We start from the raw sequence: 24085 nt of genomic DNA, 5'->3' as shown, positions 1-24085 counted from the left end.
CGTAGCTGCGCCACGTCAGACGACCGTCAAGCGACCCAGGCGATTATGTCGCCACGGGGGAGTCGGTCAGATTGATGATGGATGAGTGGTAATCGCTACGGTAGAGATGTGATTTGGCTAAACCTTTGAATTATAACCAAATCTGCCCTGCTTGGCAAGGCCGCCGACGTTGCATCGGCGGCCCTTTTTTTAGTTCAGCGCAGCGATGCCGGCTTTTGCGATTTGTGCATCTTCGTTCGATTTCACGCCCGAGACGCCGACGGCGCCGATGACGTGGCCGTCCACGATGATCGGTACGCCGCCCTCCAGCATGCCGTCCGCCACTGGCGCCGGCGCGGTCAGGAACGAGGTGCGGCCGTTGTTGATCATGTCTTCATACAGCTTCGATTCGCGGCGGCCCAGCGCCGAGACGCGCGCCTTGGCCGGCGCGATGTGCGACGACAGCGAGTTGGCGCCGTCCTGGCGCTGCAACCACAGCAGATGACCGCCGTCGTCGACGATGGCAATGACCACCGGCCAGTTGTTGGCGGCGGCTTCCGCTTCGGCGGCGGCGGCGATTTTCTTGACGTCGGCGAGCGACAGGTATGGTTTGCTCTGCATGGTGCTTCCTTTACGGTTTGCGTTTAGCTTCAAGTTTCTGTTTGATCTGCGCCATCACCTGCGCGGCGGCCTGCTCGCCCGCCAGCACGGCCTGGTTGCGGCCATTGAAGTCGTTGCCGGCCATTTTACCCAGCGGCGGCGTAATCACCACGTCCGCATCGCGCAATTCGTATTCGTTGATGCGCTGGCCCATGATGCTGAAGGTCTGCATGATCACGTCCAGCGAGCTGACGGTGGCCTGCACGTCGGCCTGGGTGGAGATGTTCACGGCGATGACGAAGTCCGCGCCCATGTCCCGCGCAAAGCGCACCGGCACCGGCGCCACCAGGCCGCCATCCACATACGTGTGGCCGTTGATGGTCACCGGCTGGAACACGCCCGGCACCGCCGACGAGGCCCGCACCGCCATGCCGGTATTCCCGCGCTGGAACAGGATAGGCTTGCCGTCCTTGAGGTCCGCCGCCACGGCGCCGAACGGAATCTTCAGCTTTTCCATCGGCTGGTTGGCGACGGCTTTATTCACATAGGTTTGCAGCGCCTCGCCTTTCAGCACGCCGGTGCTCTTGCGGAACAGCGGCACGGCCCAGTCGGAAATCTGCGCTTCATCCATCTCCATGGCCAGCTTTTGCAGCTGGAAGCCGGTATTCCCTGCCGCGTACAGCGCGCCGACCACGCTGCCGGCGCTGGTGCCGACCACGATGTCCGGATAAATGCCCTGCGCCTCCAGCGCCTTGATCACGCCGATGTGCGCAAAGCCGCGCGCAGCTCCACCGCCCAGGGCCAGGCCGATCTTGATTTTCTTGGGAGGCAGCGGCTCCGGCACGGCCACAGGCGGCTGTGGCACAGGCGTTTCCACCACGGGAGCGGTTTTGCAGCCGACGATGGCGGCTGCGGCAAGAAGCGTTAAGACAAGACGGCGTGAAAGCATTGGGCGATGTATAAGCTGATTTAAGCGACCAGATTGTACACCGCCCTGCCTTTTACTATTTAATAGCGGTCGTCGAAAGCGAAGATCGGCTTGCGCGTCTTCCACTGGCCGTTGGTGAAGTCAGGGAAGTCCAGCGTCTGGAAGTTCTGCGCAATCGACTGCTCCGACAGCGGCGTGATGGCGCTCCAGCTCACCGCATCGTAGATATCGATCGGCATCGGCGCCTGCGCCTTCAGCGCTTCGATGAACGAATGGATCACGAAGAAGTCCATGCCGCCATGGCCCGCCCCCTCCGCCGTCTTGGCATACTTCTTCCACAGCGGATGCTCGTACTTGTCCTGCCAGGCCTGGAAGTCGTCCCACTGGTGCGGCTTGCTCTTGCCTTCGATATGGATGGAATGGTTCAAATCCATCCACAAGCCATCTGTGCCCTGCACGCGGAAGCCCAGCGAGTAAGGACGCGGCAGCGAGGTATCGTGCTGCAGGATGATGGTCTCGCCGTTCTCGCAGGCCAGCGTGGTGGTCACCACGTCGCCCAGCTTGAAGTTGGTCTTGGCATTCGGATGACCAGCGCCGCTCTGCTTGACCACGTAATCGTGCAGGCCGCGCGCCTTGGTGGCAAAGGCGTTGATGCGCGTGAAGCGGTTACCGCGATTGATATTGGTGTACATCGCACACGGCCCGATGCCGTGGCTCGGATACAGCTCGCCATTGCGCTGCACCGAATGCTCGGTGCGCCAACGCGCCTCCGACCAGCCCTTGGCACCATACTCCACTCCACCGCCATACGGCTTGGCCGGATCGCCGCTGTTGAACTTCACCGCGCGCAGGTCGTGCTGATAGCCGCCCTGCAGGTGCACCAGTTCACCGAACACGCCGGCGCGCACCATCTGCAGCACCGCCATCACATCGCGGCGGAAGCACACATTCTCCAGCAGCATGTACGGCGTCTGCGTCTTCAGCTGGGTGTTCAGCACATCCCAGTGATCCTGCAAGGTCACGCCGGCCACCACCTCGCAGCCCACCGGCACCTTGGCCTGCATGGCCGCGATGGCCATCGGCGCATGCCATTCCCACGGCGTGGCGATGATCACACCATCCAGCGTGCCCGCATCCAGCATGCGCTTGTAGGCCTGCGGATCGCGGTCCTCGCCGAAGGTCTTCGGTTTCGGCTTATTGAACTTCTCCACCTGCTTGAGCGCCTTGCCCAGCATGATGGGTTCGATATCGCACAGCGCCACCACATCCACGTCATCGCGGCGCAGCAACTCCTGTAGCAGCACCTGGCCACGCATGCCGGTGCCGATCATGCCGATGCGCACCCGCTGGCGCGTGGCGGCGTAGGCCTTCGGCAGCATCAAGCCGCCTGCCAGCGCCGCACCAGTAGCAAGGAAGTCGCGTCGATTAAATTGCTTGTCCATCAGTTCTGTACCTCAGAGGTTGTGTTTCATTGTAGCGGATCAGAAGAATTTGTAGCTGGCCGAGAAAGCGTACTGGCGACCGAACAGATTCTGGCTATGGTTGTAACCTTCCCAGCCATTAGGATCGTAGTAAGGGCGCTTGTTCAGCACATTCTTGATGTTCAGGCCCAGGTCCAGGTTCTTCATCGGTTTCCAGTTGAAGCCCAGGTTGACCGTGGTGTACGAAGGCGCACCGCCGCACAGGTCTTTCGGCATCTCCACGCCGGCCGCCATGCAGGTGCCCGGTGCGTTGTCGGTGTCCCACTCGCCGTAGGCCCACTTGGTCTTGCCGGTGTAGTTCACGAACAGGCTGGTGACGAAATTGCGGTAGGCCCAGTCGGCATTGAAGGTGGCGCGGATGCGCGGCGAATCGTAGTAGCCCACGTTGTTGCCGGTAAAGCCGCTGCCGTCTTCGCTGTTATAGGTTTCACGCTTGCGGATGGTGGCCGAGATGCCGGTGTTCAGGCGGCCCATGTCGCCCAGCGAAAAGCGGGTGCGCGCATCGATGTCGAAACCGTCGAGCAGCGTGCGGCCACGATTCGAGTAGGAGTTAATCAGGCCGCCGATGTTACCGACCGAATAGGTCGGCACGCCGCCGGCGCAGGCCGCAGCGTTGGCCGCGTTGTTGCACATGGCCGCCACCGCCGCCATATTGCCCCGGTCCGCGTCGCTGATCGGATTACGGATGGCGGCGCTGGTGCCGGACAAGCCAGGACCGTATTTATCCACCAGCTCCGTGAACAACTCATTGAAGTCCTGGCGCACGATCTCGTTGCGGCGATAGACGAACCAGTAGTCGAGCGAAATGCTGACGTCCTTCATCGGCTGCATCACCAGGCCGAAGGTGGAGATCTTGGCTTTTTCCGGACGCAGTTGCGGGTTCGGCGGCGTCAGGCCGCCGACGGTAGTTGAACAGTTGGAGTTCAACAGGTTCTTGCCCAATTCCGCTTCGGCCGGCGTGACGGACTTCATCAGCAGGCGTGCCATGGCATTGGTCTCGTCGCAGCGCACGGTGTCGCGGATGCCGCCGACCTGCGCGAACACGCCGCCGCTGCCCGATTCGGCCAGGTTGGGTGCGCGGAAGCCTTCGGAGTACGTGCCGCGCACCATCAGCTCCGGCCGCGCGCGCCATTGCACGCCGACCTTAGGCGCCAGGTTGGCGTCGAAGTGCGGATATTTGTCGAGACGCGCGGCGGCGTTCAGCTCCAGCGTTTCGGTCAGCGGCACCACCACCTCGCCGAACACGGCGCCGATGTTGCGCTGGCCGTCGAACCACGAACCACCCTGTTGGGTAATCAGGCCGTTCGCCGCGTCCGGATTGCCGGGCGTGTAGAAGCTCTCGCGCATCACGCTGGCGCCGAAGGCGGCGCGCACTTCACGCTCACCGAGCTTGAACAGCGTGCCTTCCACCTTGCCGTCCCAGGTAATCAGCTTGGTCCACGACTGGATGTCGAAGGTTGGATAGGCCTGGCGCAGCAGCGCGGCGTTCGATTCGCTGATCTCGCCGAACTTGTAGGCTGGATTGTCGGAGATATAGGTGCGGCCGGTCACCGGGTCGGTGGTGAACGGGCCGAAGGCCTTGGCGAAACCTGCGGTGTTGATGTTGATGGTCTGGAACAGCGTCGAATGGCTGCCCGCCACGCTCAACGCCGTTTCGAAGTCCCAGCCGCCGCCGATGCTGCCGCGCAGGCCCGCCAGGGCGCGATAGCTGTCATCCTTGTTGGTCTGGCCGAAGTGGCCGGGGGCGTCCTGCATGATGTAGTTCAGGCCCGCCGCGCCGCCCATCTTGGCCACCATGTCGGCATCGAGCTTGCCTTTCAGGTAGCTGTTGTTCGGGCCGAGGTAAGGAATGGCGAAGGTATTCAGGTTGGTGCCGGTATTGCGGGCGAACCAGTTGTTGGTGGTGCCGCTGTTGAAGGTGCGCGGGCCGTTCTCGCCACGCAGCTTGATCTGGGTCAGCGCGGTTTCGGCAAAGCCTTCCAGGTCGTCGCCCAGCTTCACGCGGCCGGCCAGGAAGGCGGTGACGCGGTCCGAAGTCGGGCCGGTGTCGAGCGCATACGGCAGCGAGTTCCACACGCAGCGCGTGCCCGATGCTTCGGTGATCGAGGTGCTGCAGCCCTTGACCGCGCGCTGGGTGCGGGCATTGTTGTTGTTCTTGTCGAACACGAAGAAGGTGCCCTGATTAACCACGCCCGGCTCGCTGCCGGTGCCGACGCGGAAGCCCGGCACGAACGATGGATTGTTGTCGTAGAAGGCGGCCGGACGTTTCAGGTAGGTGTCGGCGGAAGAGATGCGGTCGCGCTGGTAGACGTTGACCGAGCCGTAGACGTTGTAGCCGTCGCTGTTCAAGTCACCATGACCGTAGATCAAGCTGCCCTGGCGTTCGCCGTAGGATTTCACGTCACGCGAGAAGTCGGCGTTGCCGCGCGCTTCCAGGCCCTGGAAGCTCTTCTTGGTGATGACGTTGATCACGCCGGCCACTGCGTCCGAACCATACACCGCCGAGGCGCCGTCGGTCAGGATTTCCATGCGTTCGATGGCGGCGGCGGGAATCGCATCGATGTTGACGAACATGGTCTGGAAGCCGGCCGGGGCGCCGTAGAACGACAGGCGGCGGCCGTTCAGCAGCACCAGCGTGCCCTGCGCGCCGAGGCCGCGCAGATTGGCCTGCGAGGCGCCGTCCGAGCCGGTGAACATGGAGCGAAAATCCTGCTGCGCCGGACGCGCCGCAGGCAGGTTGTCCAGCACCTGCAGCAGCGTGCGCGCGCCCATGTTCTCGATCTGCTTGGCGTCGATCACCTGCACCGGCGACGCGGTTTCGGCGTTGATGCGCTTGAGGCTCGAACCGGTCACCTCGACGCGCACGATCTTGTCTTCCGCTTCCTCGGCGGCTTTGGCCGCGATAGCGCCCGAAGCCAGACCCGCCGCCATCATCGCGGTTACCAATTTTTTCATCTGCATGGTTCTCTCCCTTTTATACATGGTTTGTTATCGTGAGGCTGCAACAGTCCCTCCCCAGTCCGGAGAGGGGCTCTTTCGTGTGAAAACTTTGTCTGGCTTAGCGCGGGCTGACGGTACTGCCCTCCGTGCCCAGCAGGACTGCATTGGCCCAGTTGCCGCATACCTGATCCGGCTTGGCGCCGCGCGCGCCCAGGGTGCGCAGGCTGATCTGGCTTAGTCCACGCACATCGATCTCGGGCTTGACCACCGCGGGTGCGGTAATCAGGCCGCTGTCGTACAGCAGGCGCTCGCCGCTCCAGACCTGGAACTGCAGGCCGCCGGCAGTGCGGCAGCTGTCGTCCACACCGAGATCGGCGCGCAGCAGGTTCCAGTTGCCGGCCAGTTGCAGGTCGACGCGGCTGTTTGCACCCACGCCCAAGCCCTTGCGGAACCAAAGGCCGTTCATGCGCATCTCCTTGCCGCGTGCCGGCTTGTCGCGGGCGATGTTTTTCGACAGCGCGAGGTCGGACAGGAATTGCTGTTGTTCCGGGCCTTCTTTCTGCTGGTAGGCCATCACGCGGAATTCGGATAGCGTGATCGGCGCGACTTCGCTGGCGGCTGCGGCGTTGAAGGCGCGCGCTGCGGGAGCGCCGGCGGCGGTGACCATCGGGTCGGTCGTCGCCGCTGCCTCGCCTTCAGGATTCTGGGTGCTCAGCACGCGGAAGCGCAGCAGGCGGCCAACAGCGGGCGGGAAGCTGATCGATTGCACGCCCTGCTCCAGTTTCAGCTGGCCGCGCTTGATCGGCTTGCCCCAGTCGCCGTTGTTGTCGCCCATGTAGATTTCGTAGTCGCGGATCTGGCCGTTCTTCCAGTGCTGGTCGTTGCGCGGCGCGAGTTCGATGCCGTCGATCAGGCGGCGTTCGGTGAAGCCGATCACCCATTCATGCGGACCGCCCTGCACCGCCGGACTACGCGTGGTGCGGAACCAGGTGGCGGGATTGTTGTCGAAGGCGTTTTCCAGCGGGTAGCCGCTTTCCTCGGATGGGCGGTTCATCACCATCATGGCGTCGGCCGGAATGGCGCGACCCAACGCTGGCGCGGCCGGGAAGGCGTCGTCGGCGACAGCGATGGCGGTCGGCGCGGCGGCGGGAGCGGTTTGCACGCTGAAGCGCAGTGGCTGGCGGATGTCCCGGCTCGCCGTCTTGACGTGCAGCGTGCCCAGACGCTCGGCAGCGTCGAAATACCAGCCCTCGGCAGCCGCATCGAACGCGGCGCGGTCGGCCAGCGGCGGCAGCACGGCGGCATTGGCGGCGGCGCCGACGCTCACGGCGGCTGGGCGCTGACGCGTCAGCATGCGCAGTGCATAGGCACGGCGTGCCGGCTGGCCGTCGTAGCTGCCCACCACCGGATCAACGTCCACCTGCACGCCACCGGCCGCCGCATTCATTCGAATCACCTGCTGGCTGAACGCACCCTCTTGATAGCGCCGCGTATTGCCGTCATCCTCATACAGCGTGAACTCGGAAGCGCCTTGCGGATACAAATCCAGCGTCAGCACATCCTTCGGCTTCTCGCCGTCGTACAGCATCTCCGGATACATCGGCAAGATCGCACCGGCGCGCACAAACACCGGCAGCTTGTCCAGCGTCACCGCCAGATCGATATCGCGCCCGCCCTTGCCCGCCGTGGCCTGCCGGCCATCCCAATAATCGAACCACTGCCCTTGCGGCAAGTGAATCCCGCGCCGCCAGCCCTGGCTGACCGCCTGGCTGCGATACACCGGCGCCACCAGCAGATCGCGGCCCAACAAATACTGATACTTGTATGCCTCGGTATAAGCCGCCGGATCATCGGCGTTATCCCACATCAGCCCACGCACCAGCGGCGCACCGCTTTGCTCGGCCTCGCGCATCAATGTGTACATATATGGCGTAAGACGCATCTTCAACTTCAGATAACGGCGATTGATGCTCACATAAGGCTCCGCAAACCACCACGGATGCTTGCGCTCCGCCGCCGCCCAGCCGGACATCCCCATCAGTACCGGCGTAAAACTCTTCCACTGCAAATCGCGGGTATAAGTCTCCGGACTACCGCCAAAGATCGCATCAACGTCGCCGGTGGCATACGCCTGGCCGGACAAGCCGGAGCCGATCAAGGTCGGCACATGCCAACGGATATAGTCCCAGCTGGCACTCTGGTCGCCGGTCCAGGTGACGGCGTAGCGCTGCGTACCCGCCCATCCCATCACGGTCCAGATGAACGGACGTCCGTCGGAGTTATTCAGGATGCCGTCATACGCCGACTTGTTCGCATCAAGCGAGAACTGATAACCCTTGCCGGTCCACGCCACGTCCAGCTTCTGCGCGCGGGTGCCGGCGGTGCCGACTTCCCACGCCATTTTCTCGACACCGTTCTCGGTCCACAGGCCGGTGCGGAAGCCATACTTGGCCAGGCCCTGCACCGTTTCAGGCAGCGACGTATAGCTGCAACCGTAACCGTCGTTCGGCAGAATCCAGCCGCCCGGCATATCGTGCTCGCGATACTTGCGCGCCACCGACTCCACCACATCCGGCGTCTTGCCGGTCGGACCATCGCTCCAGCCTTTCGGCACGGTGCCGGGCTTCTTGACGTTGTCGCCATCGTTGTAGCAATCGGCATCGCCGTACTCCAGCGCCCAGCGCGGCAGCATGCGCGCGCGGCCGGTCCACTCGGTGTAGCGCGCCAGCACATCGCGCACGTCCTTGCCGACGAAGTAGTAAGCATCGAAACGCGCCTCGTCATGCTCCAGCGAGATCTGATCGTTCTGGCGCAGGTCATAACTACCGTCGGACCAAGTATTGCGCAACATGCCCCAGCCGCGTGAACTCATAAGGAACGGCGCCGGACTCGGACGGTCGCCCTCTTCCCAGCCACCGGAGTAGGATACCTGCAGCTGTTTGCCCTTGAATTCATAGCGGCCGTTCTGCTGGCCGCCGCCGAAGAAGCGTTCGCCCTTGTCGCTCGACAGGGTCTGCACGCTTTGCTTGTCGCCCAGCTCCAGCGGCTGCACCTCGCGCCACAGCGGCTGCGCGTCACCGGCGCGGAACAGGCTGAAACGCAGCGGCTTGCGGTCGATGCGCAGGCTCAGGGCCGGCGTGCGGATCAGGATATGGTCGGCCTGCTCGCTGATGCTGTGCTCCACCGTGGCCGCCGGCGTGGCCACCACGATGGGCGCGGCCTTGTCGCCAGCGCCGGTCAGGCCGGACTTGGCGCCGGCCCAGATATGCAGCACATCGGCGCGCGGAAGACTAAGCTGTATCTGGGCGCCGGTATCGGTCACCAGCTTCCACTGCTGGTCCGCAGCCGGGGTAATGGAGCGTAGGTTGCCGATCGGGGCGGCCAGCAAAGGCGCGCTGGCAAGCAAGGCGGCGATCGTAAAGACTTGTTTCATGTGGGCGTATTTTCGAAAGAAACTTCGTTGCGATGCATTTACTCTAGAAATAAAAGTAAGTGCGGTCAACAAAAAGAAAGAAAATAATTGAAAAATACGCGCAAAACCTTTCGATTCCATGATTGACCGAACAACAAACTTTCGATTACGTGGCAAAAGTGGTACATCAAGCCGCATCGCACTTACGAACAATCTTTCTTTTTACTTTCGTATTTGACTTTTCGAAAATTAAACTTTACTCTTTGCCTGACATTCAACATAAAAGATCTTTCGATGACTACCTTATTCCAGCGTAAGACCACCGACTGGCGCGATATCGGCGGCCTCGATACCGCAGAAGAAATCGCCCACCAACCCGCCCTGTGGCGCGCGCTGGCGGCGCAGCTGAGTGCCGAGCAAAACCGCATCGCCGACTTCCTCGGCGACAAACTGCGCGACCCGCAGCTGCGCGTGATCCTCACCGGCGCCGGCAGCTCGGCCTACGTCGGCGAAATCATCGCCGACGAAATCAACGCCGCGTGGCCCTGCCAGGTGCGCGCCATTTCGACCACCAGCCTGCTGACCCACCCTGCCCTGTATCTGGAAAACGGCAGTCCGACCTTGCTGGTGTCGTTCGCCCGCAGCGGCAACAGCCCTGAAAGCACGGCCGCCGTGCAGCTGGTGCGCGACCTGGTGCCGCACGCGCGCTTCCTCAACATCACCTGCAATCCCGAAGGCGCGCTCGCCACGCAAAGCGCGGACGACGAAGCGACGCTCAACCTGCTGATGCCGGCCGCCAGCTGCGACCGGGGCTTCGCCATGACCAGCAGCTTCACCTGCATGCTGCTGGCGGCGCTGGCCGTGCTGGACCCGGACTTCGAACCGGCACGCTTGAACACCCTGGCCGACATCGGCGAACAGGCGTCGGCGCAATGGGCCGCGCCGGTGGCCGAACTGGCAGCGCTGCGCGTCTCGCGCGTGATCTACCTGGGCAGCGGCCCGCTGGAAGGGCTGGCCAAGGAAGCCGCGCTGAAGATCATGGAACTGACCGCCGGCAGCGTGATGACGATGGCGAACAGCGCCCTCGGTTTCCGCCACGGCCCGAAGGCCGCCGTCACGCGCGACACGCTGGTACTGCTGTTCCGCAGCTCCGATCCGCTTTCGCGCCGTTACGAACACGATCTGCTGGAAGAACTGCGCCGCGACCAGGTGGCCGCGCGTGTGCTGACCATCGGCGCCGGTGGCGACTTCGGCATCGACACGCCATCGTGGCCGGACGCCTGGCTGGCGCCTCTGTGGCTGCTGATGGCGCAGCAGTACGCGCTGCACCAGTCTGCACAATTGCAGCTGCGTCCCGATAACCCTTTCACGGGCGGCATCGTGAACCGCGTGGTTCAAGGCGTCACCATTTATCGCCATGACGAATTCTAAGCAGCGCGGCTACCACGGCATCGACATCGGCGGCACCAAGATCGAACTGGTGGCCTACGCCGAAGACGGCGCGCAGCTGCGCGAGGTCCACCGCGAGCGCATCGCCACGCCGGGCACCGACTTCGCCGGCTTCATCGCCGCCATGCAGGGCCTGATCCTCCGCGCCGACGAGGCACTGGGCCTGCGCGCACCGGTCGGCATCGGCCTGCCGGGCGTGATCGACAGCGTCACCGGCCGCCAGGTCAGCTCCAACGTGCCGGCGCTGAACGGCCGCCTGGTGGTGCAATCGCTGGAAGAAGCCCTGCAACGCCCGCTCGCCGTCGGCAACGACTGTCAGTGCTTCGCACTGTCCGAAGCGCAGGGCGGCGCGGCCGACGGCTTGGCCACCATGTTCGGCGCCATCATCGGCACCGGCGCCGGCGGCGGCTACTGCGTCAACGGCCGCCTGATGCGCGGCTCGAACGGCGTGGCCGGCGAATGGGGCCACTGGCCGCTGGCCGCCTCGCTGCTGGCGTCGCACGGCCTGCCGCTGATCGACTGTCCCTGCGGCCGGCACGGCTGCCTGGAACGCTACGTCTCCGGCCCCGGCATGCAGCAGATGTACCGCCATTTCGGCGGCGGCGACGAAACGCCGCTGGCCATCGTGGCGCGCGCACAAGGCGGCAACGCCATCGCGCAGCGCACGCTGGACGTGCACCTGGACCTGCTGGCGCACGCGCTGGCCACCCTGGTGATCACGCTCGACCCGCACGCCATCGTGCTGGGTGGCGGCCTGTCGCAGCTGGCGCACCTGTACGAAAAACTGCCGGCGGCGATGAACCGCCACCTGTTCTCCGGCGTGCGCACGCCGCCCGTGCTGCCGCCAACCTTCGGCGATGCCGGCGGCGCGCGCGGCGCAGCCCTCCTCGCCCGTCAACAACTAAGCGACCGATCATGAAGACCACCGATTCCCTGTCCCCCGTCCAGCAGATCATCGCCGCGCACCGCCGTGGCGAAGCCACCGGCTTGTACAGCGTCTGCTGCAGCCACCCCAGCGTGCTGCGCGCCGCCATGCGCGTCGCCACCACCTACGACACCGTGCTGCTGGTCGAGGCCACATCGAACCAGGTCGACCAGTTCGGCGGCTACACCGGCATGACGCCGCCGCAGTTCGTCGACAGCGTGCAGGCGCTGGCGCGCGAACAAGGCTTTCCGCTGGAGCGGCTGGTGCTGGGCGGAGATCACCTCGGCCCCAACACCTGGCAGGGACTGGACGCGGCCACCGCCATGGCGCACGCGGAAACCCTGATCGCCGCCTACGCGGCGGCCGGCTTCCACAAGATCCACCTCGATTGCAGCATGCGCTGCGCCGACGATCCGCACATCCTCAGCGACGAAACCATCGCCGCGCGCTCGGCACGCCTGTGCATCGTCGCCGAAGCGGCGGCGCAGCAGGCCGGCCTGCCGGCGCCGGTGTACGTGATCGGCACCGAAGTGCCGATTCCGGGCGGCGAAGCCAATCTGGCGCAAGCCGGCGCCCCCACCTCGCCGGAAGCCGCACGCCGCACGCTGGACGTGCACCGCAAGGCCTTCATGGAGCACAACCTGCACGGCGCCTGGCGCCGCGTGATCGCCATGGTGGTGCAGCCGGGCGTGGACTTCGACCACACCCACATCCAGCACTACGATGCGGCGCAGGCGGCCACGCTGTCCGAATTCGTGGCCTGCCAGCCCGGCATCGTGTTCGAGGCCCACTCCACCGACTACCAGCGCGAAACAGCGCTGCACCAGATGGTGCGCGACCACTTCGCCATCCTCAAGGTCGGCCCGGCCGCCACCTTCGCCCTGCGCGAAGGCTTTGTGGCGCTGTGCCAGATCGAGCAGGAGCTGGTCCCCGCCGGCCAGGCCTCGCGCCTGATGCAGGTGCTGGACGAAACCATGCTGGCGCAGCCCAGGCACTGGGCCAAACACTATCCCGGCACCAGCGCCGAGCAGCGCCTGCTGCGCCGCTACGGCCTGAGCGACCGTTGCCGCTACTACTGGGGCGAAGCGCCGGTGGTCGCTGCGGTGGAAAAGCTGGTGGCCAACCTGGATGCGCTGGAGATTCCGCTGTCGCTGCTGAGCCAACACCTGCCGGAACAGTATCTGGAAGTGCTGCAAGGCCAGCTGGCCGCCAGGGCCAACGCCCTGCTCGAACACAAGATCGGCCGCCTGCTCGCGCAATACGCGCGCGCCTGCAACCACAACGCCGCCGAAGTTGGCACGGAACCGGCTGGCAGCGCCGCCGCGATCTGTTAAGCTGCCATTTTTGACAGACTATCAGCACAGCCATGCGACATACCAGTCAACGCCGCGCCACCATTTTGCAGGCGCTCACCCAACAAGGCACGGTTCAGGTCAACGAACTGGTGGACCAGCTGGGCGTTTCAGCGGTGACCATCCGCAGCGACCTCAGTGCGCTGGAATCCCAGGGCCTGGCCACGCGCAGCCACGGCGGCGCCACGCTGGCGCGCACGCCGCCGACCGAACACACCGTGCCGCAGAAGGACGCCATCAACCACGAGCAGAAGGCGCGCATCGGCGCCTACGCCGCGCGCATGGTGCAGCCGGGCGATAACATCATCATCGATTCCGGCACCACCACCATCTCGCTGGCGCGTCACCTGCGCGAAGCGCAGAACATCACCGTCATGACCAACGGCCTGAATATCGCCTGGGAGCTGGCGGACGCGCCGGGCGTGGACCTGATCATGACCGGCGGCCTGCTGCGCAAGCAGTCGCTGTCGATCCAGGGCACGCAGGCCGAAGCCTGCCTGCAGGCCTACAGCTTCGACAAGCTGTTCCTCGGCGTCGACGGTTTCGACCTGCAGTTCGGCGTTACCACCCACCACGAGGCGGAAGCGAGCCTGAATCACAAGATGGTGGAGCGGGCCAAGAAGATCATCGTGCTGACCGACGCTTCCAAATTCGGCCGGGTGAGCCTGCACCGCATCGTGCAGCTGGACCGGGTGCACACCGTGGTCACCGATGCCGGCATCAGCCCCGAGTACCGCGACGGCCTGCTGGAAGCCGGCATCGAGCTTTTGATTGCGGAGTGACGCCGTGCTGACTGGACGCATACTTACCCCGGCCGGCTGGATCAACGGCCGCATCACCTTCGATCAACAGACCGGACGCATCCTCGATATCCGCGAAGACCAGGGCGCGGACCACACCCTGACCATCCTGCCCGGCTTTGTCGACCTGCACGTGCACGGCGCGGCCGGCGTCGACATCATGCAGGGCGGCGACGCCGGCGTGACGGTGGCGCGCGCGCACGCCAGGCACGGCACCACCGCCATGCTGGGCACCACCATGACCGCCACCGACAACTCCATCCGGCGCGCGCTGCGCGGCCTGGCGCCCGGCATCGCGCAACGTCCGGCCGGCGCGGCGCGCATGCTGGGCGTGCACCTGGAAGGACCGTTCCTCAGCATTCACCGCCTGGGCGCGCAGCCTGCGGACGCGATCGCGGTGGGCAGCATGGACCTGGTCAACAGCTATCACGAACTGGCGCCGATCCGCGTGATGACGCTGGCGACGGAAGTCAACGGCCACCTGGCGCTGATCCCGGAGCTGAACGCGTTCGGCATCCGCGTGCAGGTCGGCCACAGCAACGGCAGCTATGAAGACGGCGTGGCCGCGCTGGAAGCCGGTGCGGCCGGCTTCACGCATCTGTTCAACGGCATGACGGGCCTCAATCACTACAAGCCCGGCATCGTCGGCGCCGCGCTGGCGCATGCGGAGTACGCGGAGATCATCCCCGACCTGCAGCACGTGCAGCCCGGCGCGATCCGTGCCGCGCTGCGCGCCATCCCCCGCCTGTACGGCGTCACCGACGCCACCTCGGCCACCGGCATGCCGGACGGTGAATATGGCCTCGGCAGCCAGCGCGTCTACAAATGCCTGGGCTGCGTGCGTCTGGCGACCGGCTCGCTGGCCGGCAGCGTGCTGACCATGGACCAGGCGCTGCGCAATTTCGTCGGCCTGGGCCTGGAGTTGGCCGATGCCTCGAACCGTTTATCGCTCTACCCCGCCGACTACCTGGGCGAGACCGAGCGCGGTCGCCTGGCGCCCGGCGCCTGGGCGGACATTGTGGTGCTCAACGCAGAATTACAACCGGTGGCCGTCTTCGTAGAAGGTGAAGCCATCGACCTAACCACCAACTAGCCGGAGACTCGATGCAAGCACGCGCCATGGGATACTTATTGTTCATTGCAGGGATGGGTGGACTGCTTTACGGAATCGACGTGGGCATCATCGCCGGCGCGCTGCCTTATCTGGAATCCACCGCCTCGGTGGCGTGGCGCTTGAGTGCACAGCAATTGAGTTTCATCGTGGCGGCGGTGCTATTGGGCTCCGTGTTGTCTTCGTTGTTCGCCGGCGCGCTGGCCGACTGGATCGGCCGCCGCTGGGCGATGGTGTTGTCCGGCGTGCTGTTCACGCTCAGTATTCCATTGATCGCGCTGGCCGACGGCTACACGCCGCTGCTGCTGGGCCGCCTGCTGCAAGGCGTGAGCGGCGGCTTGATCGGCGTGATCGTGCCGCTGTACCTGGCCGAGTGCCTGCATGCGCGTCATCGCGGACGCGGCGCGGCCTTGTTCCAACTGTTGTTGACCATCGGTCTGGTGGCGGCGGCGGTGATTGGTTTGATGCAGGCGCACTCGGTGGAAAGCGCCACCGTGGCGGCGCAGCACCTGGCCGAAGGCGAACGCGCGGCGGCGGTGTTTGCGGCCAAGGATCACGCATGGCGCAGTATCTTCTGGTGGTGTTTGACGCCGGGCGTGGTGTTCAGCGCCGGCGCGCTGCTGCTGGCCGAGTCGCCGCGCTGGCTGGCACGCCGTGGCCGCATCGAAGAAGCCCGCACCGCCCTGCTGCAAACCCGTCCCGCCGCCGAAGCCGAGGACGAGCTGCGCGAGATCCTGAAAGCACTGCCTGCTGCAGCCTCCGCGTCCGGCCACGGTTCGGCCGTCTCGCCTGCCGCCGCAGCGGCCACCGCCACCGCATCGCCGGCCGCCGCGCCGCGCGCCGACGATCCGCTGCTCAGCCGCCGCTACATGCTGCCCTTCCTGCTGGCCTGCCTGATCCTGGCGCTGAACCAGGCCACCGGCATCAACTCCGTGCTGGCCTACGTGGTCAACATCCTGAACCAGGCCGGCCTGCCCGGCGCCACCGCCAACGCCGGCGACGTCGCGCTTAAAGTGCTGAACGCCCTGATGACCATCGTCGCCGTGGTGCTGGTCGACCGCAAGGGCCGCAAATTCCTGCTGATGCTGGGCACCGGCTGCATCGTCACCGCCCTGCTGGCGGCCGGCCTGCTGTTCCGCAGCGCGGAAGGCGAACAGCGCGACGTGCGCCCGCAACTGCAAGCCCACATCCAGGCCGACAGCCTGGCCATGCGCCTGGACGCCGGCACCCTGAAATCCTTCGGCGCCGACAGCAGCGCACCACAGCAGCTAACCGTCGCCTACTCCTACGGCCCGTTCACCAACGTGCAAACGCGCCGCAGCGACGATGCCGCCCTGCCGCTGCTGAAGATGAGCCGCGAAGACACCGTGCAATCGGACAGCGTGATCGGCGTCTTCTTCCGCAAGCTGCACCTGAATCCCTTCGCCGACCCGGCCGCAGGCGCCAACGCGCCGCTGCGCATCGAGCGCGCCGACATCGCCGCCGTGCCATCCACCACGCACGGCTGGCAGGTGGCAATGGCGATGGCGCTGTTCGTGGCCGGCTTCGCCGTCGGTCCCGGCGTCTGCGTCTGGCTGGCGCTGTCGGAACTGATGCCGACCCGCATCCGCTCCAACGGCATGAGCATCGCGCTGCTGGTCAATCAATTCGTCTCGACCATGATCGCCGCCACCTTCCTGCCCACCGTGGGCCAGTACGGCTACGCCACCATGTTCTTCTGGTGGGCCGGCGCCACGCTGCTGTACTTCCTCACCGCCGCCTTCCTGCTGCCCGAAACCAAGGGCAAGACGCTGGAAGAAATCGAAGCGCGCTTCGCCGGCAAATAATCAGGCCGGCGCCAGGCACTGCTCCAACGTCAGTTCCAGCAGTGGGAAGTGGCCGGTTTCGACCTTGAAGAAACCGGCCTGCGGGAACACTTGGCCCCACAGCTCACGGTCCTTGTCGGCATCGATCATCGGATCGTAGGCGCCGAACAGCACCGATACCGGACCGTTGTACGGACTGCGCGCCGGCGTATGGTCCTGCGCCGAAAAGTCGTCCGACGTCGCCACCGAGGTCGGGCCGTCGAAGGCGCCCGGCTGCTGGATCAACTCCGCGAACGAACGCGCCGCGTCCGGACCGGCGCTCGGGCCGAAGTACAACTCCGTCACATCGGGCAGCAGCGACAGCGCGCCGAACACGTCCCAGAAGCGCGGACGGCCCGGATCGTCCTCATACATCGCCAGCGCGGTGGCCAGCTTGCCGGCATGCGCGTGGTCGGTGTGCACGCGGAAGGCGCGACGCGCCAGGCGCAGCGCGGCGTCCTCCGGATTGTAGGTCGGCGCCAGCAGCACGATATCCTTGATCAGCTCCGGCGCATAACGCGCCAAGTGCACCGCCAGATGCGCGCCGAAGGAGCTGGCCATCACCGTCACCGGCTCGCCGTGCTGGGCCGCCACGCAGCGCAACTCGGCCAGCGCCGCCTCCAGCAGATCCTGATACGGGCGCGTGGCGCACGGTTTGGCCAGCGGCTGATGCCACCAATGAACGTGGGCGGCGTCCGGGAAACGGGCGCGCTCGAACACCGGGCCGAGCGCCGGGCCGCCGTGCAGATAAAAAACCGATGGTGCTGCCATGTTCTCTCCTTAGCTGTGCAACGTGCATTATAAATATTGTTGATTGACATTGCCAAAATCGGGGATCAATATCTGTCGATGAAAAAATTTCTCCTCGCCCTCTCCCTGATCCTGGCGGCAAGCGCCCCAGCCCATTCCCAAGTGCTGTCGGTGCGCGACCAGGCCACCGTGGTCAACCAGTTGCTGGTCGAGCGTTTCGACACCCTGCTGCCCGGCATGATGGAACAAACCGGCATCGACATGTGGGTGGTGGTCTCGCGCGAATACAACGAAGACCCGGTGCTGAAGACCATGCTGCCGGCCGAATGGCTGAACGCGCGCCGCCGCACGGTGCTGGTGTTCCACCGCGACGCCAAGACCGGCAAGGTGGAACGCCTGGCCGTGGCGCGCTACAACGTCGGCAAGAGCATCACCGCCGCCTGGGACATGAAGAAATTCCCCAACCAGTGGGACGCGCTGGTGGACATCATCCAGCAGCGCAATCCGGCCAAGATCGCGCTCAACACCTCCACCCATTTCGCCCATGCCGACGGCATCGACCACACCGAGTACACCGAACTGCTGGGCGCCCTGCCGGCCGACCTGAAACGCCGCGTGGTGTCGGCCGAGCCACTGGCCGTGCGCTGGTTGGAGACCCGCACCGCGCGCGAAATGCAGCTCTACCCGCAACTGGTGAACGCCACCCACAAAATCATCGAAGAAGGTTTTTCCGAGCGCGTCATCACGCCCGGCATCACCACCACGGACGACGTGGTGTGGTGGTTCCGCCAGAAGATCCGCGATCTCGGCTACGACACCTGGTTCCACCCGTCGGTGGAAATCCAGCGCGCCGGCAAAGGCCTGGCCGATGCCGAGGTCATCCTGGCGGGCGACCTGCTGCACGTGGACATCGGCATCACCTATCTGCGCCTGAACACCGACATCCAGGAACACGCCTACGTGTTGAAGCCGGGCGAAACCGCCGCCCCGGCCGAACTGGTCAAGGCGCTGGCCAGCGCCAACCGCCTGCAGGACATCCTGACCTCCAACTTCAAGCAAGGCCGCAGCGGCAACCAGGTGCTGGCCGAGTCGCTCAAGCAAGCCAAGGCCGAAGGCATCAACCCGACCATCTACACCCATCCGATCGGCTACCACGGCCACGCGGCCGGGCCGGCCATCGGCATGTGGGACATGCAGGGCGGCGTGCCGGGCAACGGCGACGACCAGTTGCGCCTCAACACCGCCTACTCGATCGAACTGAACGCGGCGACCGCCATTCCGGGCTGGAAAGAGCCGGTGCGCATCATGCTGGAAGAGGATGCCTTCTTCGATGAAAGTGGCGTGCGCTACATCAACGGCCGGCAGAAATCGCTGTTCCTCCTGCCACGGCCGGCGCCATCCGTTGAGTAGGAAAAACAAATAGTTCCAGCAAGCTCTGGAGTGCCATAAAGCGTTCACATGCGCGATGATAGGGGGGCGGACGACAGGCCAAATCGTCCGCCCTCTTTTCGTTTTTGGCCTCTCATTTCAACAGGAGCACGCTAATGAACTCGTTTGTGGAAACGCTGTCCCCGGCAGCCCGAAACCATGCGGAAGCCCGCATAGACTACTACGCCGACCTGACCCAGTCAGTGCTGCGCTCGCTGCGCCAACTGGCCGAGGTCAATGTTCAGTTCAGCCGCGACGTGCTGGAAGAGTCGACCACCGCGATGCGCAATTCCCTGATGACGCCGCCGGAAGAACGCCGCGCCGACGCTTCGCAGCAGCAAGCCGGCGCGCTGCTGCAAAAGTTGCAGGCCTACCAGCAGCAACTGGCGCAAGTGGCCACCGACTTCCAGGCGGAGATCAGCCAGATCGCGCAGGAACGGGTGCCGCAGGCGACGCGCACCGCCACCGAGCTGGCCGATGCGGGCCGCAAGGTCGCCGGCAAGCAGATCGATGAAGCGAGCCGCTTTGCCCACATCGCCGCCCAGAACCAGTCCTTCCCCCAGGCGGCCTCGGTACAAAACGCGCCTGAAGGCAACCAGAATTAACCCCCGTCATTCCCGCGCAGGCGGGAATCCATAGGACGCGTGCCTGGCGGCGCGGCATGGGTTCCCGCTTGCGCGGGAACGACGGGTTTAAGCGGGAACGACGGTTTTAAAGAAAGCGTTCCGGAATATCGGCGGCAAAGGGATACATCGAGAAATACGGCCTGGACTCATCCAATACCTGCTTGACCGAGGGACGGCTGACCAGGCGCTCGAAGTAGCTCTGCAGGTGGTGGTATTCCTCCGGAAACGGCAACAGCGTGGCGGCGTAGAACAAGGCGGGCGCCGCCGCGCAATCGGCCAGGCTGAAGGCCTCGCCGCAAATCCAGCTGCGCGTGCTCATGCGCTTCTCGATCATCTTGTACGCCGTCTTGAGCTTGGTGCGCTCCTTGGTCTGATCGCAGCTCAGCCCGGTCAGGTGGGCGTTGACGATGGTTTGCATCGGCTCCTGCACGTAGTTATCGAAGAAGCGGTCCCACAGGCGCACATCAAGCGCATCGTCCCAGTCGGCCGGAATCATCGGCTGCGCGCCCGGATAGTAGCGGTCCAGGTACTCGATGATGATGGACGTTTCGGGCACGTCGCGCACCTTGACGTGATCGCGCAGCACCGGGAATTTGCACAGCGGCCAGATGGCCTGCAACTCCGCGCGGTCGGCTTCCTCGCCGAGATTGATGATGCGCTTCTCGAAATCGACACCACTCTCATACAGCGCAATCAGCACCTTGTGGCAGAACGAGGCCAGGGGATGGTAGTACAAAGTCAGCGACATAGCGGCTCCAAAGTGCGTCAGGCGATACCAAAGAATTCAGTACATGATACTTCAGCAACGGCGATAGCGGCACATCTTGAATGCTGGGAAACTCTCGCGGTCTTAAGCCGGGCAATGATGCGCCGGCGGACCACTGAACGGAACCCACAATCATGCGCCACGCCCTCGCCCTCACCCTGCTTTCCCTCTGCGCTTTCAGCGGCAAAAGTTTCGCTGCCGACGACGCCAAGCCCGCCGCCGGCGACAGCCTCATGGCCGGCGTCGGCCTCGCCTACATCCCCGAATACGCCGGCGCCGACAAGAGCCGCGTGCTGCCGCTGCCCTTCCTGGAAAAGACCTATGCCAACGGCGTGTTCCTCAGCACGCAGCGCGGCATCGGCTACGAAACGGCCGTGGGCGACTTCAAGTTCAGCGCCGCGCTGGGCTACGACGGCGGCCGCGAAGACCACAAGAAAAACCTGTTTTCCGGCTCGGACGCGCTCAAAGGCATGGGGGAAATCGAAGGCGCGGCGCAGGCCGTGCTGAGCGTGGGCTACCAGCTGGGCACGGTCGGCCTGGGTCTGACCACCAAGCAGAACCTGAGCCACCGCGAATACGGAGCGACCTACACCTTCAGCGCCGGTGCGCCGCTGTACAGCGACGCCGGCGACCAGATCGGCTGGGGCGTCTCGGCCGTCTATGGCGACAAAAAGCACAACCAGACCTACTTCGGCGTCACCTCGGCGCAAAGCGCTGCCTCGGGCTACAAGAGCTACACGGCCAAGGCCGGCTTTGAAAACGTCACTGCGGGCCTGAACTGGAACCACGTCATCGACAGCAGCTGGTCGGTGCGCAGCCTGGTCGGCGTCAGCCGCCTGACCTCTGACGCCGCCGACAGCCCGCTCACCAAGCGCAAGACCACGCCGATGCTCATGACCGCGCTGATCTACAAATTCTAAGCTGCCTTGGGGTATCATTGCCGAAAGCCTATCGTTTGAATCAATGACACCTCAACTCCCCGCCTTCCTCCTCCTTGCCATCGCCATCGCTGCCGTGTGGACGCCGCCGGGCCGGCGCTACATGCCGCCCTGGCTGCTGTTTTTCGTGATGGCGCTGGCGTGGGGACTGGTGGGCGGCGTGCTCGCTCCGCCGGCGATCGGCGCCTTGCTGGTGCTGACCGCCGCAGCCTACGGCACCGCCACCGCGCCGCGCGCCTGGATGCGGCTGGCCTGTGGTCTGCTGACCGGCGTGCTGGCCCTGGCGCTGGCCATGCACAAGCTGCCCGGCTTCCACAATCCGCTGCTGCTGGACCGGGTGGTGCTGTCAGATGGCGCCGCGCCGTTCACCCAATACGCCAATTTCGACAAGGGCGCGGTCGGCCTGATCCTGCTGGCCCTGCTCTGCCGGCGGGTCGAGACCTGGGCCGAACTGGGCGCGGTGGTGAAGCGTACCGTGCCAGTACTGCTGATCACCGTGGCGGCGACGCTGGGGTTTGCAATCGCCGCCGGCGTGGTCGGCGTCGACCTCAAGCTGCCGCAGCAGACCCTGATGTTCATCGCCGTCAACCTGCTGTTCACCGTGGTGGCGGAGGAAGCCTTCTTCCGCGGCTTGCTGCAGGCGCGGCTGGCGGCGGCGCTGGCCGGTGTGCGCTGGGGGCCGTGGCTGGCGGTGGCGTTGTCGGCGCTGCTGTTCGGCGCGGCGCACTTGGGCGGCGGGCTGCGGTATGGCATACTCGCCACGATTGCCGGTGTCGGCTACGCCATCGCCTACCAGCGTACCCAGCGCATCGAGGCCGCCATCGTGGTCCACATCGCGCTGAACGCGGTCCATTTCATTGCTTTCACTTATCCTGCCAGGTTGCCCGGTGTCTGACTCGCTTACTTCCCGCACTTTACCGGGCGCCGTTACCGGCCTGGTCGGCACCGCCACGGTACTCGCCCTGCTCTACTTCGGGCGCGACGTGCTGATCCCGATCACGCTGGCGTTCTTCTTCAGCTTCCTGATCGCGCCCTTCGTGCGCGCGCTGCGGCGGCTCGGCCTGGGTCAGGCTGTCTCGGTCTGCACTGGCGTGCTGGTGGTGACGGTGACGCTGGTGGCCATCGGCGCCGTGATCGTGCAGCAGGTCGGCGCCATGGGCGCCAGCCTGCCGAAGTACCAGGACACCATCGCCAGTAAAGTCGAGGCGCTGGACGCGCTCACGCGCGGCACGCTGGGCAGCATCGGCGGGCCGGCGGGCGAGCTGATCGAACACTTCACGGCCGACGCGCCGGGCGAAGCGCAGCCGGTGCGGCTGGGCGACGGCAGCGTCAAGACGCCGGTGCTGGTGGAAATCCACGAGCCGGCGCTGAAGCCGTTCCAGTTGCTGAGCAAAATCGTCGCCTCCGTATGGCCGCCGCTGGAAGTGGCCGGCATCGTCTTCGTCGTGCTGATTTTCGTGCTGCTCGAACACGAATCGCTGCGCGACCGCTTCATCCGCCTGGCCGGCGGCGGCGACCTGCGCGCCACCACCATCGCCGTCAACGACGCCGGCGAGCGGCTGTCGCGTTTCTTCATCTCGCAATTCCTGGTCAACCTCGCCACCGGCCTGGCCGTGTGGCTGGGCCTGAGCCTGATGGGCCTGGGCCAGGCGCTGCTGTGGGGCACGATGACGGCCGTGCTGCGCTTCATTCCCTACGTCGGCGTGTGGATGGCGGCGTTCTGCGCCACCCTGCTGGCGGCGGCGGTCGACCCCGGCTGGTCGCTGGCGCTGATGACGCTGGGCCTGTTCCTGGCGGTGGAAATCATCGTCGCCCAGACCATCGAACCGAAATTGTACGGGCACACGACCGGGCTGTCGCCGCTGTCGGTGGTGGTGTCGGCCATCTTCTGGAGCTGGATCTGGGGACCGGTGGGTTTGGTGCTGTCGACGCCGCTGACCTTGTGCCTGGTGGTGGCGGGCCGCTACATCCGCGCGCTCAAGGTACTCGAAATCATGTTCGGCGAACTGCCGGCGCTGACCATGCCGCAAAACTTCTACCAGCGCGCGCTGTCGGGCGACGCGCACGAAATGATCACCGGCGCCAAGCGCTACATGCAGCACAAATCGCTGGCCGAATATTGCGACGGCGTGCTGCTGCCGGCGCTGCACCTGGCCAATTTCGACCTGAAAGACCGCGCCATCACGCCGGATGAAGAGGAAAAAGTCACCAGCTCCATCATCGCCGTGATCGAAGCGTTGAGCGGCAATCCGAAGTGGTGGAAAAAGCGCAAGCGCAGCAGCGTGCTGGCGGGCGGCGGCATCGGCCGGCAACTGCGGGCGCAGCGCATCTCCGACACCGGCGAATGGCAAGGCTCGTTCGACGTGCCGAAAGGCAGCGTGGTGCTGAGCATCGGGATCGGCACGCAGTATGCGGAACTGGCGACGGAAATCCTGGTGCGTATCCTGCGCGAGCAAAAAATCGACGCCCGCAGCCGCAACCTCGACGAACTGGACGAGGAACCGCCGCCGGGCGCTTCGCCGGAGCTGGTGGCGATCGTGGTGCTGGTCAGCGTCGACCCGCTCAACGATTGCGAGCAGATGACGGCGATGCTGGCCGGCGTGCGCGAACGGCTGCCGCACGCCAAGCAATTCGCCCTGCTGCTACCGAGCCCGTTCGACAATCCCGACCTCAAAACCTGCGTCTTCCCCACCGCAGACCACATCTCCCGCTCCTACGAAGACGCCGTCCACAGCTGCCAGCAAGCGATGTAGGAG

Annotated in this window: 18 protein-coding genes; 11 read left to right on the top strand and 7 right to left on the bottom strand. The window is 65.0% G+C overall.

What is annotated here, in order from left to right; genetic code table 11:
- Window positions 1-189: 189 nt before the first annotated feature.
- The 5 genes from ACXZ1M_RS24205 to ACXZ1M_RS24185 all read right to left on the bottom strand — a co-directional run bounded on the left by ACXZ1M_RS24205 (window position 190) and on the right by ACXZ1M_RS24185 (window position 9361).
- A complete protein-coding gene (locus ACXZ1M_RS24205) occupies window positions 190-600 on the bottom strand; it encodes a GlcG/HbpS family heme-binding protein (RefSeq protein ID WP_459050150.1) in 411 nt (136 codons plus the stop codon).
- Between the two features lie 10 nt (window positions 601-610).
- Window positions 611-1528: a patatin-like phospholipase family protein gene (locus ACXZ1M_RS24200; protein ID WP_459050149.1), complete on the bottom strand. Its 918-nt coding sequence runs from the start codon at window positions 1526-1528 to the stop codon at window positions 611-613.
- Window positions 1529-1587: 59 nt separating this feature from the next.
- Window positions 1588-2949 carry a Gfo/Idh/MocA family protein gene (locus ACXZ1M_RS24195; RefSeq protein WP_459050148.1) on the bottom strand — a complete coding sequence of 454 codons (1362 nt, stop codon included), beginning with the start codon at window positions 2947-2949 and terminating at the stop codon, window positions 1588-1590.
- A 39-nt stretch (window positions 2950-2988) separates the two neighbouring features.
- Window positions 2989-5943, bottom strand: coding sequence for a TonB-dependent receptor plug domain-containing protein (locus ACXZ1M_RS24190; RefSeq protein WP_459050147.1), 2955 nt, complete (start codon window positions 5941-5943; stop codon window positions 2989-2991).
- 103 nt (window positions 5944-6046) lie between these two features.
- A complete protein-coding gene (locus tag ACXZ1M_RS24185) occupies window positions 6047-9361 on the bottom strand; it encodes a TIM-barrel domain-containing protein (RefSeq protein WP_459050146.1) in 3315 nt (1104 codons plus the stop codon).
- A 273-nt stretch (window positions 9362-9634) separates the two neighbouring features.
- On the opposite strand from ACXZ1M_RS24185, the gene ACXZ1M_RS24180 reads away from it, so the two are divergent.
- From ACXZ1M_RS24180 to ACXZ1M_RS24155, 6 genes are read left to right on the top strand one after another with little or no spacing between them, the layout of a single operon-like run.
- Window positions 9635-10771, top strand: a complete 1137-nt coding sequence (locus tag ACXZ1M_RS24180) for an SIS domain-containing protein (protein ID WP_459050145.1) — start codon at window positions 9635-9637, stop codon at window positions 10769-10771.
- Window positions 10758-11708, top strand: a complete 951-nt coding sequence (locus tag ACXZ1M_RS24175; RefSeq protein ID WP_459050144.1) for an ROK family protein — start codon at window positions 10758-10760, stop codon at window positions 11706-11708. The genes ACXZ1M_RS24180 and ACXZ1M_RS24175 overlap by 14 nt, the downstream gene beginning before the upstream one ends.
- Window positions 11705-13048, top strand: coding sequence for a D-tagatose-bisphosphate aldolase, class II, non-catalytic subunit (locus ACXZ1M_RS24170; protein WP_459050143.1), 1344 nt, complete (start codon window positions 11705-11707; stop codon window positions 13046-13048). The genes ACXZ1M_RS24175 and ACXZ1M_RS24170 overlap by 4 nt, the downstream gene beginning before the upstream one ends.
- 32 nt (window positions 13049-13080) lie before the next feature.
- Window positions 13081-13848 carry a DeoR family transcriptional regulator gene (locus ACXZ1M_RS24165; protein ID WP_459050142.1) on the top strand — a complete coding sequence of 256 codons (768 nt, stop codon included), beginning with the start codon at window positions 13081-13083 and terminating at the stop codon, window positions 13846-13848.
- A gap of 4 nt (window positions 13849-13852) precedes the next feature.
- Window positions 13853-14959, top strand: a complete 1107-nt coding sequence (locus tag ACXZ1M_RS24160) for an N-acetylglucosamine-6-phosphate deacetylase (protein ID WP_459050141.1) — start codon at window positions 13853-13855, stop codon at window positions 14957-14959.
- A gap of 53 nt (window positions 14960-15012) precedes the next feature.
- Window positions 15013-16803, top strand: a complete 1791-nt coding sequence (locus ACXZ1M_RS24155; protein WP_459050140.1) for an MFS transporter — start codon at window positions 15013-15015, stop codon at window positions 16801-16803.
- Here the strand turns inward: ACXZ1M_RS24155 and ACXZ1M_RS24150 are convergent, their stop codons facing one another.
- The gene (locus ACXZ1M_RS24150) at window positions 16804-17592 is read right to left on the bottom strand and encodes an alpha/beta hydrolase (protein ID WP_459050139.1); all 789 of its coding nucleotides are present in this window, start codon (window positions 17590-17592) and stop codon (window positions 16804-16806) included.
- A gap of 78 nt (window positions 17593-17670) precedes the next feature.
- Between ACXZ1M_RS24150 and ACXZ1M_RS24145 the strand changes: the two genes are divergently transcribed.
- Complete coding sequence (locus tag ACXZ1M_RS24145) at window positions 17671-18981, top strand: M24 family metallopeptidase (protein WP_459050138.1); 1311 nt, start codon at window positions 17671-17673, stop codon at window positions 18979-18981.
- A gap of 134 nt (window positions 18982-19115) precedes the next feature.
- Entirely contained in the window at window positions 19116-19604 is a 489-nt protein-coding gene (locus tag ACXZ1M_RS24140) for a phasin family protein (RefSeq protein WP_459050137.1), read from the top strand.
- Window positions 19605-19710: 106 nt separating this feature from the next.
- Here ACXZ1M_RS24140 and ACXZ1M_RS24135 read toward each other — a convergent pair whose 3' ends face one another.
- Window positions 19711-20373: a glutathione S-transferase family protein gene (locus tag ACXZ1M_RS24135; protein ID WP_459050136.1), complete on the bottom strand. Its 663-nt coding sequence runs from the start codon at window positions 20371-20373 to the stop codon at window positions 19711-19713.
- Between the two features lie 152 nt (window positions 20374-20525).
- Here ACXZ1M_RS24135 and ACXZ1M_RS24130 point away from each other — a divergent pair, with 152 nt between their 5' ends.
- From ACXZ1M_RS24130 to ACXZ1M_RS24120, 3 genes are read left to right on the top strand one after another with little or no spacing between them, the layout of a single operon-like run.
- Window positions 20526-21311 (top strand): MipA/OmpV family protein, encoded by a 786-nt coding sequence (locus tag ACXZ1M_RS24130; RefSeq protein ID WP_459050135.1) that lies wholly within the window; start codon window positions 20526-20528, stop codon window positions 21309-21311.
- A 43-nt stretch (window positions 21312-21354) separates the two neighbouring features.
- Window positions 21355-22224, top strand: a complete 870-nt coding sequence (locus ACXZ1M_RS24125) for a CPBP family intramembrane glutamic endopeptidase (RefSeq protein ID WP_459050134.1) — start codon at window positions 21355-21357, stop codon at window positions 22222-22224.
- On the top strand, window positions 22217-24082 hold the full coding sequence (locus tag ACXZ1M_RS24120; protein WP_459050133.1) for an AI-2E family transporter: 1866 nt from the start codon (window positions 22217-22219) through the stop codon (window positions 24080-24082). The genes ACXZ1M_RS24125 and ACXZ1M_RS24120 overlap by 8 nt, the downstream gene beginning before the upstream one ends.
- Window positions 24083-24085 lie beyond the last annotated feature (3 nt).

This window comes from Duganella paludis (assembly GCF_054461335.1).
This window is presented reverse-complemented; position numbering and strand designations above follow the sequence as displayed.